The organism is Streptomyces spiralis (assembly GCF_014654675.1).
Classification (GTDB): domain Bacteria; phylum Actinomycetota; class Actinomycetes; order Streptomycetales; family Streptomycetaceae; genus Streptomyces; species Streptomyces spiralis.
The window spans coordinates 67,650-78,518 of the sequence record NZ_BNBC01000026.1 but is presented as its reverse complement, the minus strand read 5'-3'; the positions used below and the strand labels follow the sequence as shown (position 1 = coordinate 78,518).

Annotated in this window: 12 protein-coding genes; 10 read left to right on the top strand and 2 right to left on the bottom strand. The window is 72.6% G+C overall.

Features of this window, described 5'->3' with window-relative positions; translation table 11 throughout:
• Positions 1-340 precede the first annotated feature (340 nt).
• The 3 genes from htpX (at position 341) to IE318_RS25255 (ending at position 3,125) form a co-directional block, all read left to right on the top strand.
• Positions 341-1,264, top strand: coding sequence for a zinc metalloprotease HtpX (gene htpX, locus IE318_RS25265; protein WP_189903927.1), 924 nt, complete (start codon positions 341-343; stop codon positions 1,262-1,264).
• 2 nt (positions 1,265-1,266) lie between these two features.
• Entirely contained in the window at positions 1,267-1,866 is a 600-nt protein-coding gene (gene pspAB, locus IE318_RS25260; RefSeq protein ID WP_189903925.1) for a PspA-associated protein PspAB, read from the top strand.
• 74 nt (positions 1,867-1,940) lie between these two features.
• Entirely contained in the window at positions 1,941-3,125 is a 1,185-nt protein-coding gene (locus tag IE318_RS25255) for a winged helix DNA-binding domain-containing protein (RefSeq protein ID WP_189903923.1), read from the top strand.
• A gap of 51 nt (positions 3,126-3,176) precedes the next feature.
• Here the strand turns inward: IE318_RS25255 and IE318_RS25250 are convergent, their stop codons facing one another.
• A complete protein-coding gene (locus IE318_RS25250; protein ID WP_030169361.1) occupies positions 3,177-3,491 on the bottom strand; it encodes a hypothetical protein in 315 nt (104 codons plus the stop codon).
• A gap of 172 nt (positions 3,492-3,663) precedes the next feature.
• Here IE318_RS25250 and IE318_RS25245 point away from each other — a divergent pair, with 172 nt between their 5' ends.
• Positions 3,664-4,029 carry an arsenate reductase family protein gene (locus IE318_RS25245; protein WP_189903921.1) on the top strand — a complete coding sequence of 122 codons (366 nt, stop codon included), beginning with the start codon at positions 3,664-3,666 and terminating at the stop codon, positions 4,027-4,029.
• 140 nt (positions 4,030-4,169) lie between these two features.
• Entirely contained in the window at positions 4,170-4,925 is a 756-nt protein-coding gene (locus tag IE318_RS25240; protein ID WP_189903919.1) for an SCO2207 family protein, read from the top strand.
• Between the two features lie 57 nt (positions 4,926-4,982).
• On the opposite strand, the gene IE318_RS25235 is transcribed toward IE318_RS25240, so the two are convergent.
• Positions 4,983-5,840, bottom strand: a complete 858-nt coding sequence (locus IE318_RS25235; RefSeq protein WP_189903917.1) for an alpha/beta fold hydrolase — start codon at positions 5,838-5,840, stop codon at positions 4,983-4,985.
• Between the two features lie 131 nt (positions 5,841-5,971).
• Here IE318_RS25235 and IE318_RS25230 point away from each other — a divergent pair, with 131 nt between their 5' ends.
• The 5 genes from IE318_RS25230 (at position 5,972) to IE318_RS25210 (ending at position 10,723) form a co-directional block, all read left to right on the top strand.
• The gene (locus IE318_RS25230) at positions 5,972-6,463 is read left to right on the top strand and encodes a MarR family winged helix-turn-helix transcriptional regulator (protein ID WP_189904006.1); all 492 of its coding nucleotides are present in this window, start codon (positions 5,972-5,974) and stop codon (positions 6,461-6,463) included.
• Between the two features lie 152 nt (positions 6,464-6,615).
• Positions 6,616-7,644 (top strand): glutamine synthetase, encoded by a 1,029-nt coding sequence (gene glnII / locus IE318_RS25225; protein ID WP_030169375.1) that lies wholly within the window; start codon positions 6,616-6,618, stop codon positions 7,642-7,644.
• A gap of 84 nt (positions 7,645-7,728) precedes the next feature.
• A complete protein-coding gene (locus IE318_RS25220; protein ID WP_189903915.1) occupies positions 7,729-8,646 on the top strand; it encodes a DUF6891 domain-containing protein in 918 nt (305 codons plus the stop codon).
• Between the two features lie 330 nt (positions 8,647-8,976).
• Positions 8,977-9,576: a winged helix-turn-helix domain-containing protein gene (locus IE318_RS25215; protein WP_189903912.1), complete on the top strand. Its 600-nt coding sequence runs from the start codon at positions 8,977-8,979 to the stop codon at positions 9,574-9,576.
• Between the two features lie 64 nt (positions 9,577-9,640).
• Positions 9,641-10,723 carry an SDR family oxidoreductase gene (locus IE318_RS25210; RefSeq protein ID WP_189903910.1) on the top strand — a complete coding sequence of 361 codons (1,083 nt, stop codon included), beginning with the start codon at positions 9,641-9,643 and terminating at the stop codon, positions 10,721-10,723.
• The last annotated feature ends 146 nt before the right edge of the window (positions 10,724-10,869 follow it).

The following is a 10,869-nucleotide window of genomic DNA, read 5'->3' as shown; positions in this document are numbered from 1 at the left end:
GAGTCGATGCGGAGCATCGGCGACCGACGACAACGCCGCGAGGTGCGGCACCAGGCGCCGCGAGCCCGGCATGATCGACGAGACACCCCCTAGGTGCCGCTCGGGGCGGCGGAGGTGGGCGAGCTGCTGGAGCGGGCCCGTCGTCTCTTCAGCGACCACGTGCTGAAGCGGCGCGCGTGGGAGGCCGGGCTCGACCGCTGACGCCGCGCTCGCACCGGCCGTGCACCCGCCGGCTCACAGGGTCCTTTGCCTCTGCTGGAGGCGTTCAGGACCCGTTCATGACGGGTCTCAGGTGCACACTGGATGGCGGGACGAGTGCCTGACTGCGGGGTGATGCAAGATGCAGAGCCGCTTCCGGAGCGACCGACGGCTGACCGTGCGCATGGGGGTCACGCTGTTTCTGCTCGGGCTGCTGTACGTGGCGTTCGTGGCCGCACTGATCGTGCTGCTGAAGTCCTGGGTGCTGGTCGTGGTGATCGCGGCGGTCGCGCTCGGCGCCCAGTACTGGTTCTCCGACCGGATCGCGCTGTTCGCGATGCACGGCCGGGTGGTGGAGCGGGAGGAGTATCCCGAGCTGCACGCGGTCGTGGACCGGTTGTGCGCCATCGCCGACATGCCCAAGCCGGTGGTGGCCGTGTCCAACCTGGACATGCCCAACGCGTTCGCCACGGGGCGCAACCCGGACAACGCGGTGGTGTGCGTGACGACCGGGCTGCTGCGGCGGCTGGAGCCCGCCGAGCTGGAGGGCGTGCTGGCGCACGAGCTGTCGCACGTGGCGCACAAGGACGTCGCCGTGATCACCGTCGCGTCCTTCCTCGGCGTGGTCGCGGGACTGGTCGTGCGGTTCGCGTTCTACTCGGAGCTCTTCGGCGGGCGGGGCCGCAAGGACCAGAACACGCTGGCCGTGTTCGCCATGGTCATGGGCGTCTCCGCGGCCGTGTACGCGATCAGCTTCCTGCTGATCAGGGCGCTGTCCCGGTACCGGGAGCTGGCCGCGGACCGGGCGGCGGCCCTGCTGACCGGGCGGCCCTCCGCGCTGGCCTCCGCGCTCACCAAGGTCACGGGTGACATCGCCCGGATCCCGTCGGAGGACCTGCGCACCGCCCAGGCCTTCAACGCCTTCTACTTCACCCCGGCGCTGGGCTCCGAGCCCGGCATCTCCCGGCTCTTCTCCACCCACCCGAGCCTGGAGCAGCGGCTGGAGCAGCTGGGACGGATCTCCGCCGAGCTGGGCGAGGCCGCGACGCCGGGGAGGGCGGGCTGAGGATGGGGCTCCTGGACATCCTGCTCGGCCGTACGAAACCGGCTCCGCCGGACCTGGACCAGCTGTTCGGGCTGCCGTCGGCGGCGGTGACGCTGGAGGCCGCGGCGGGCCTGAGGCCGACCGGGCAGGGCGCGGTGTGCTTCGCCACGGTCGAGGGCGCGGCGTTCGAGCAGACGCACCGCGAGGTGCAGGCGCTGCTCGACGCGGACACCGACCGCACGGGCCCGCCGGTGGAGCTGTCCAAGGACGCCTACGGCTACTCCTGGCTGGTCTCCCGCCGCGCCCCGGACCAGCTGCCGGAGCTCGTCAACGACCTCCACGCGGTGAACAGCGCGATGGAGGTCAACGGCTTCGGGCCCCAGTTGCTGTGCTCCCTGGTCGGCTTCGCCGACGGCGAGGCGGCCGGCGGCACCGGCCGCCGTCTCGCGCTGGTCTACCTCTACAAACGGGGCACCTTCTACCCCTTCGCCCCGCTGCCCGACCGCCCGCACCAGCGGGACAACGCCCTGGAGCTCCAGCTGAAGGCGACCCTCGCGAACGACCTGCGTGTCGAACAGGACCTCAGCCGCTGGTTCCCGCTCTGGGGCGCCCCGGGCCTGTGACCCTCTCCCGGCCGGTTGTCAGTGGGATCGGCGAGGATGCTGCCCGTACGAGCGGGACGACGGGTGGAGGGCGCATGGGGCAACCGCATCGGTACGTCGACGTCGCCGAGCGACGGGCCAGGCTGGCGCTGCGGCACCGGCTGGCCGCCGGAGCACGGGCGGCCGGTCCGGAGGAGGTCGCGACGTCCCTGGTGGCACTGCACGGCACGGACCCGGCGACGGTGTACCTGGGGGTGGCCGCACGCCTGGCCGATCCGGTGGAGGCGGTGCCGCGGACGGAGCGGGCGCTGTACGAGGACCGCACGCTGGTGCGGATGCACGGCATGCGGCACACGGTCTTCGTGTTCCCGGCGGAGCTGACCGCCGTGGTGCACGCCTCGACCGGTATCGCCGTCGCCGCCCGCGCCCGCTCGCAGCTGATCAAGGACATGGCGGCGGCGGGCGCGCCGGACGCGGCCTGGCTGAAGGAGGTCGAGGAGTCGGCGCTGGCGGCCCTGGCCCGGCGCGGTCAGGCCACGGCGGCCGAGCTCGCCGAGGACGAGCCGCGGCTGCGGGAGCAGTTCGCCTACGCGCCGGGCAAGAGCTACGAGGGCGTGCACACGGTGTCGTCCCGGCTCCTGCGCCTGCTGGGGGTCGAGGGCAAGGTCGTACGCGGCCGGCCGCTCGGCTCCTGGACGTCCACGCAGTTCCGCTGGGCGCTCGCGCCCGCGCATCCCGAGCTGGACGTCGCGGACGCCCAGACCGATCTGCTGCGCCGCTGGCTGGCGGCCTGCGGCCCGGCGACCGAGGCCGACCTGAAGTGGTGGACGGGCTGGCGGGTGACGGAGGTGCGGCGTGCGCTGGCGGCGATGGGCGCGCAGGAGGTGTCCCTCGACGAGGGCACGGGGTACGTGGTCGCCGGCGACACCGGTCCGGTGGCGGCCCCGCGGGAACCGTGGGCGGCCCTGCTGCCCGCTCTCGACCCGACGGCGATGGGCTGGCAGCAGCGCGACTGGTATCTCGCACCGGAGCTGCGGCCCGCGCTCTTCGACCGCAGCGGCAACGTCGGGCCCACGGTGTGGTGGAACGGCCGGGTGGTCGGCGGCTGGGCCCAGCGCCCCGACGGCGAGATCACCTGGCGCCTGCTGGACCTGGAGAACGCGGGCCGGGAGGCGGAGCCGGCCGTCACCGAGCAGGCCCGCCTCCTCCAGGATCTGCTCGGCCCGACCAGAGTGACGCCGCGTTTCCGCACACCGCTGGAGAAGGAGCTGGCGGCGTAGGCGGGTTCGCCGGCCGGTCCGGGTGAGTGCCCGGGCCGGCCGGCGGCGGGCTCAGCGGGAGTAGCGCATGAGGGCCCGCACCATGCGGCAGGTGGTGTCCGACGGCGGGTGCACGCCGATGAGTTCGGCCGTGCTCCGTATCGTCTCGTCGCGCGCCTGACCCGGCAGATAGACACCGGAGTCGAGCAGCGCGATGGCGAGCCGCATGGCCTTCAGACGGCGGTTGTGCGTGACGTACCAGTCCCGCGGGCGCCCGGCCGGCAACGGCCGCTTCTCCACGGGGGCGTACGGCAGGTCGAGCAGGACGGGACGCTTCGCGGTGGACTGGGTCGGCAACGGCTTCGGCTTCAGTGCGGCAGCGGGCACAGGCATCCTCCTGTCGCGTGGGGGTGCTCCACCGGGGACCACGGCGACCCCGGCGACACCCTCGAACACTGCTTCTATTCTACTGCCGACCACTGACAAAACCCCCTGGCCACAAGGCTGTCGAGGCTGGTGTGACGCAGGCGGAAGACGAGTTTTCGCGTACCGTGGCCCCATGGAGATCTGGATCAACCCGGCCTGTTCGAAGTGCCGCAGCGCGATCAGCCTGCTCGACGCCGAGGGCGCCGACTACACCGTCCGCCGCTATCTGGAGGAGGTACCCACCGAGGACGAGATCCGGGCGGTGCTCGACCGGCTCGGGCTGGAGCCGTGGGACATCACCCGCACCCAGGAGGCCGACGCCAAGGAGCTCGGCCTGAAGGAGTGGCCGCGGGACGCCGGTGCGCGCGACCGCTGGATCGGCGCGCTGGCCACGCACCCGAAGCTGATCCAGCGTCCCATCATCACGGCCGACGACGGCACCGCGGTGGTGGCGCGGACGGAGGACGCGGTGCGCGATGCGCTCGGCCGGAAGAGCTGAGCCGCCTTCAGCTTCCTTCGGTTTCCGTCACCTTCCTTGTGACGCACGTTACTTCAACCGACTCCCGCAACTGCTGAGTAACCTCGTTCGGCATCTCGTACATAGCGGCGTACGCTCCCCTACCTCTTCAGGAGGCGCGCATGTCGCGCAGGAGAACTCTCAGTACGAAGAAGAAGGTCGCGCTGCTGGTCGGCGCCGCGGCGGTGGCGGGAGGCGGGGCCTTCGCGCTGGCGGCCACGTCCAACGCCGCACAGCCGCAGAGCCCGCGCACCCTGTCCGCCGGGGACTCGACCGTCTGCCAGGGACTCGCCACCGCCCTCGGCAACAACCAGAAGTTCATCGACGGGCAGAAGGCCAATCCGGACGCCCAGTCCGAGGCCCGGATCGCCAACCGCCAGGCGGTCATCGAGGAGATCAAGCGCAAGCAGGCCGCGTCCGGCTGCACGGTTGGGGAGTCGGCTCAGGACTCCCAGACCGGCCGGCAGGCACAGAACGGCCAGCAGGCGCAGAACGGCCAGCAGGCGCAGAACGGGCAGCAGGGCGGCCAACAGGCCGGCGGCGGTCAGCAGGCCACGGGCGGCGGACAGGCCGCGCAGCCCTCGCAGACCGGTGCGGCGGGAAACTCCGGCGCCGGGGCCGCTGCCTCCGGGCAGCAGGTCTGCCAGGGCTCCACCGTCACACTCTCCGGCGAGGGCGGTGCCCCGGCGGCGTCCAGCAACCAGTTCCCGGCGGGTACGACGCTGAAGGTCACCAACCTGGACAACAACAAGTCGACGACGGTGAAGGTCACGTCTGTGTCCGGTAGTTGCGTCCTGCTCAACAACGCCGCCTTCGAACAGGTCCGCGAGCCGGGCAAGTTCCTCATCCGGCACGCACGGATCGAGAAGGTGGGCTGAGGGCCACCAGATCACCAGGCCATCGGATGAGTGGGTGAACGGATGAGCGGGTGACGCTCAGCCCGCCTCCAGGAAACCGGTGAGGCGGCGGCCCAGCCCGGCCGGCGCGGCCTGCGGCAGCGCGTGGTGCGAGACGTCCGGCAGTACGTCGGTCTCCACGCGCGGCAGCACCGCGCCCGCCCTGGCCGCCATCCGGTGGCTGTTGTGGGTCCTGCTGCTCCCGGCCAGGAGCAGCAGGACCGGCACCTCCAGGGCGCGGAGCGCCCCCGGTTCCGGGCGCGGGCGGGTCACCGGCCTGGCGGCGGGGAAGCCCGCGGCCGCCTCCTGAAGCCGGCGCCAGTCCGGGTCCAGCGGCACCGGGCCGGTCTCCCACTCCAGGAAGGCGCGGACACGGCGCGGCGAGGGCCGCAGCAGCATGGGCAGCGCGTGCAGCAGGTACGCCGCCTCGAATCCGGCGAAGCACTGCGTCGGATCGAGGAGGAACAGGCGGCGTACCCGGCCGGGGGCGTGCAGCGCGTAGTGCAGGGCGATCCAGCCGCCGTAGGAGTGCCCGCCGAGATCCACCCGGCGGGCTCCGAGGCGGTCGAGGACCGCGTCGAGCCAGACCGCCAGGTCGGCGACCGTACGGGGGTGGCGGTCGTCGGCCGGGGCGCTCAGTCCGGGTGCGCCGACCAGGTCGACGGCGTGCACCCGGCGGGTGCGGGCGAGGTCGGCGGCCTGGGCGTACCAGGAGACGGAGGTCGCCCCGCCGCCGCCCGGCAGCAGGAGCAGCGGGGGCGCTTCGCGTGGGCCGCAGGAGTTGACGCGGGTGTCGCCGAAGGGCGTGGCGACCGTCAGCGCCTCCCGGTCCGCCGGCCATTTGGCCAGCACCTTGTCGTACGCGGCATGGAAGGCACCGCTGTCGTATCCGGCCACAGGACGACCCCCCTATTATCTCGTCGAGCGAGATATTCGCTGAACGAGACAATAGCGCGGGAGGTCTCCTCGTGGCACCGGAAACCGAGCCGGGATCCGAGCCGGCAGCACAGCCGGACACGCGGCCGGAGATGGAGATCGTCCATCTGCTGCGCGCCGTCGCCGTCGAACTCGGCCTGCACAGCGCCCGGTTCGCGAGCCGCAACCGCATGCACGCGACGGACGTCCGCGCCCTGATCGCGCTCATGGACGCCCGGCGGGCGGGCGAGGAGATGACCGCCGGGCGGCTGGGGGCCGCGCTCGGGCTCAACTCGGCCGGGACGACGGCGCTGCTCGACCGCCTGGAGGGGGCCGGCCATGTGCGCCGGGTGCGCGGGGCGGCCGACCGGCGCAAGGTCGTCGTCGAGGTGGAGGAAGGCGCAGTCGAACTGGGCCGGTCCTTCTTCGGACCGCTGATCGAGCGGTCGGTGGAGCTGCTGCGCGGCTACGACGACCATCAACTGGCCGCGATCCGGGGCTTTCTCGGCGGGGTACGGCAGGCCGCCGCGGCGGAGCAGTCCCCCGCCCCGTCCCCCAGCCGGTCCTCCGCCCCGCCGGCCGGGCGCTCACCACGTGATACGTGACACAGCGGCCCCAGGTAACACGGGGTTCACACTCGGGCAACGGCCGGGAAATCGCGTGTTGACAGGCTGCGGGCATCAACGGCGGCGCTCCGGTGCCGCAGCGACGCAGCACCCGCAAGTGCGCCCGAGTGACACCCCGAAGGACGTGGCCCGTGAGCTTCAAGGCTGAGTACATCTGGATCGACGGCACCGCGCCGACGGCCAAGCTGCGCTCCAAGACGAAGATCCTCAGCGACGACGCCAAGGGCGGCGAGCTGCCGCTGTGGGGCTTCGACGGGTCCTCCACCAACCAGGCCGAGGGGCACTCCTCGGACCTCGTGCTCAAGCCGGTCTTCTCCTGCCCCGACCCGATCCGCGGCGGCGACGACATCCTCGTGCTGTGCGAGGTCCTGAACATCGACCTCACCCCGCACGTCTCCAACACCCGCTCCGCGCTCGCCGAGGTGGCCGGGCGGTTCGCCGCCCAGGAGCCGATCTTCGGCATCGAGCAGGAGTACACCTTCTTCAACGGCTCCCGCCCGCTGGGCTTCCCCGAGGGCGGCTTCCCGGCCCCCCAGGGCGGCTACTACTGCGGCGTCGGCGCCGACGAGATCTTCGGCCGCGAGATCGTCGAGAAGCACCTGGACAACTGCCTGAAGGCGGGCCTGGGCATCTCCGGCATCAACGCCGAGGTCATGCCGGGCCAGTGGGAGTTCCAGGTCGGCCCGCTGTCCCCGCTGGTGGTCGCCGACCAGCTGTGGGTGGCCCGCTGGCTGCTCTACCGCACCGCCGAGGACTTCGGCGTGTCCGCCACCCTCGACCCCAAGCCGGTCAAGGGCGACTGGAACGGCGCCGGCGCGCACACCAACTTCTCCACCAGGGCGATGCGCGAGGGCTACGACGCGATCATCACCGCGTGCGAGTCGCTCGGCGAGGGCTCCAAGCCGCTGGACCACGTCAAGAACTACGGCGCCGGCATCGACGACCGCCTCACCGGCCTGCACGAGACCGCCCCGTGGGACAAGTACTCCTACGGCGTCTCCGACCGCGGCGCCTCCGTCCGCATCCCCTGGCAGGTCGAGAAGGACGGCAAGGGCTACATCGAGGACCGCCGTCCGAACGCCAACGTCGACCCGTACGTCGTGACGCGCCTGCTGGTCGACACCTGCTGCACCGCGCTGGAGAAGGCCGGCCAGGTCTGATCCACCGCACGTCTTCCGTGAGGGGCGCCCACCGTCGAGGTGGGCGCCCCTCACGTTGTCGGTGGCGGGTGGCACAGTGGGGGCATGGAGATCGACGGGGGCCTGACCGTCACGGTCAGGACGGAGGACGACCGTGTCCGCACGCGCCTTTCGGCCGGCGAGTTGCGGGAGCTGGTGCTGCGGATCGGGGATGCCGGCGACCGTTTCCTGGTGCTGCAGCGCATACCGGACCTGCCGCATGTGTTCGCGCAGGTGTGGCGCGAGGCGGGCGGGGACTGGCGGCTGGAACACCGGCGCGGCGCCGACGCGTTCTTCGGCGCCGAGCTCACGGACCCCGAGCGGGTGGCCCGGCTGCTGACCGGCTGGGCGCGGCAGGAACCCGGCTGGGACGCCGACGTGGACTGGGAGCCCGTACAGCCGGGGCCGCGTGAGGAGGTTCCCCCGCTCGACCCGGAGGTCGCCGCGCGGGCCGAGGGCCATGTGCGGGAGATGCTCGCCGACGGCTATCTGGGCATCCGGCGTCTTGTCGAGGAGACCGTCTACCTGATGGAGGACACCGTCTCCACCGCGCAGGCCACGGAGATCGTCGAGCGGCTGTGGGTGGAGCGGGTCACCGAGCAGGAGAGCTGGGACGGCCCCACCGACCCCGACCGCCTGGAGGAGGCCTTCGCCGCGCTGGAGCGGGCCGGCATCGTCGCCCGGGAGGACTTCACCTGCTGCCGCGGCTGCGGCGTGGCGGAGATCGGCGGTGAGGTGACGGACCCGGACAGTGCCCGGGGTTTCGTGTTCTCCCACCACCAGTCCACCCGCGCCGCCGCCGAGGGCCACGGCCTGACGCTGCACTACGGCGGGTTCGACGGCTCCGAGGAGACCACGGCGGCCGTCGGACGCGAGGTCGTCACGGCCCTGGAAGCGGCGGGGCTGTCCACGGAGTGGGACGGCGATCCGGGCCGGGCCATCACCGTCACGCCCCTGACCTGGCACAAACGCCTGACCGGCTGAGCCGTGCCGGGCCGACTTCGTGTCAGGAAGCGTCCAGTCAGTGAGAGACGGGTCCTGTCCGTGCGCGGTGTCTGCTTCAATGGAGCCATGGCCAGCATCCAGAAGCACACCGCGACAGGTCGCCATGACCTCGAGCCCTTCTGGCCTTCCCGTCAGCATCACGACTTCGACCGGGTGTGTCGCCGCGCGCTGAACGCGCGGGCCCTCTAAAGCCGTACACCCCGGCCTTCGGCCAGCGCGAAACGACGTACGTCCCTCGGCGCGCCCGACCACGAACTCGCGGCCGCCGTCCCGCCCGACGAACTCCTCGCGCGAAAGAGCTGACCTCTCATGGCGACCACTCGTTCCCTCTCCTCCGCCTCCCGTTCCCTCTCCCCTGCCTCCCCGCTCACCGCCCCCGCCCGGCACCGGCTGCGCGCCGTCGACCGGGACGAGGTGGCCGACGTCGCGGACATCCTGCCGCCGGGCAGCACCTGGCTGCCCGCCCCGCAGCACACCCTGCCCACCCTGCCCGGCCGGCCGCCGATGGTCGGCTACCTGGTGCTGGTCCCGGCGGACCAGCAGCCGCCGTTCCTGCCGGTCGCGGTGCCGGAACCGGCGGAGGCGGACCCGGAGCCCTCCCCGGAGGCGGGCGCCGAGCCGCTGGTGCGGATCGACACCGTGCGGCGCACCGCCGGTGTCGCGGGCCGGCAACTCGACCTCACCTACCTGGAGTTCGAGCTGCTCGCCCACCTGGTCGCGCACCCGCACCGGGTGCACACCCGCGACCAGCTGGTCACCACCGTCTGGGGCTACGGCCATGTGGGCGACGGCCGCACCGTGGACGTCCACATCGCCCGGCTCCGCCGCAAGCTGGGTGCCGAGCACCGCGGGACGATCCAGACGGTGCGCCGGGTCGGCTACAAGTACGCCCCTCCCCTCGGGCGCTGACATCGCATCTGCTGACGGCAGATCCCCGTTCCCTCCCGCCGCCGGACCGGGCACAGTCACCGGTATGAGACTTCTGGTGCTGGGTGGTTCGGACTTCGCGGGACGGGCCGTCGTCGAGGCGGCGGTCGGGCGCGGCTGGGATGTGACGGTCCTGAACCGGGGACGGCGGACGCCGGTCCCCGGGGTGCGGTCCCTGATCGGCGACCGCACCGCGCCCGACGGGCTCGCCGCACTGGCCGCGCACGACGGCGAGGACGGCGAGTGGGACGCGGTCGTGGACACCTGGTCGGCCGCGCCCCGCCCGGTCCGGGACGCGGCGCGGCTGCTGCGGGACCGGGCCGGCCGGTACGTGTACGTGTCGAGCTGCTCCGTCTACGCCTGGGCCCCGCCCGCCGGTTACACCGAGGAGGCCCCCCTGGTCGAGGGCGCCGACCCGGACGCGGACGGAACGGACTACGCCCGCGACAAGCTGGGCGGCGAGCTGGCGGCGACCGACGCCTTCGGCTCCGACCGTGCGCTGCTGGTGCGTTCCGGGCTGATCCTCGGGCCGTACGAGAACATCGGGCGGCTGCCCTGGTGGCTGGACCGGATCGCCCGGGGCGGTCCCGTGCTGGCGCCCGGCCCGCGGGACCTGCCCCTTCAGTACGTCGACGTCCGCGACCTCTCCGAATGGATCCTCGGGGCGGTGGAGCGGGAGCTGAGCGGGCCGTACAACCTGATGAGCCCGCAGGGGCACGCCACCATGGGTTCACTGCTCGACGCGTGCGTAGGGGTGACCGGCGCCGACGCCGAACTGCGCTGGACCGATCCGCGGGCCGTCCTCGCGGCGGGCATCGAGCCATGGACCCAGCTGCCCGTGTGGGTGCCCCCGGGCAGTGAGGCGCACGACGCCCTGCACGGCGCGGACGTCTCCCGGGCCGTGGCGACGGGCCTGCGCTGCCGTCCGGTCGCGGAGACGGTCGCCGACACCTGGGGCTGGCTGCGGGAGCTCGGTGGCTCCGCCCCGCAACGTCCGGACCGGCCCCCGGTCGGCCTGGACCCGGAGGTGGAGGCCAAGGTCCTGGGGGCCGGGGCGCGGTCCGATCTGTCCGGTCCCGACCCCGACCGCGACCCCGGGCACGACCCCTCTCCCGACCGCGACAGCTGACCATCGCGCGCGAGTCGAGGACAACTCCACATCGCAAAAGGCCAGTTGATGCGGCTGATGTCCGGTGGGACCGGAAGCAATTCGTGCGTCGGCTGAACACCTCTGCGACGGCATCCGTATGGAAGGGAGCCGCTTCACTCCTGTCG

What these genes read in the sequence shown, in the direction of transcription:
- IE318_RS25230 (WP_189904006.1), top strand. Translation starts at nt 5,972, where the DNA reads ATGGAGATCGTCCATCTGCTGCGCGCCGTCGCCGTCGAACTCGGCCTG.
- pspAB (WP_189903925.1), top strand. Translation starts at nt 1,267, where the DNA reads ATGGGGCTCCTGGACATCCTGCTCGGCCGTACGAAACCGGCTCCGCCG.
- IE318_RS25220 (WP_189903915.1), top strand. Translation starts at nt 7,729, where the DNA reads ATGGAGATCGACGGGGGCCTGACCGTCACGGTCAGGACGGAGGACGAC.
- IE318_RS25210 (WP_189903910.1), top strand. Translation starts at nt 9,641, where the DNA reads ATGAGACTTCTGGTGCTGGGTGGTTCGGACTTCGCGGGACGGGCCGTC.
- IE318_RS25255 (WP_189903923.1), top strand. Translation starts at nt 1,941, where the DNA reads ATGGGGCAACCGCATCGGTACGTCGACGTCGCCGAGCGACGGGCCAGG.
- IE318_RS25245 (WP_189903921.1), top strand. Translation starts at nt 3,664, where the DNA reads ATGGAGATCTGGATCAACCCGGCCTGTTCGAAGTGCCGCAGCGCGATC.
- IE318_RS25215 (WP_189903912.1), top strand. Translation starts at nt 8,977, where the DNA reads ATGGCGACCACTCGTTCCCTCTCCTCCGCCTCCCGTTCCCTCTCCCCT.
- IE318_RS25240 (WP_189903919.1), top strand. Translation starts at nt 4,170, where the DNA reads ATGTCGCGCAGGAGAACTCTCAGTACGAAGAAGAAGGTCGCGCTGCTG.
- htpX (WP_189903927.1), top strand. Translation starts at nt 341, where the DNA reads ATGCAGAGCCGCTTCCGGAGCGACCGACGGCTGACCGTGCGCATGGGG.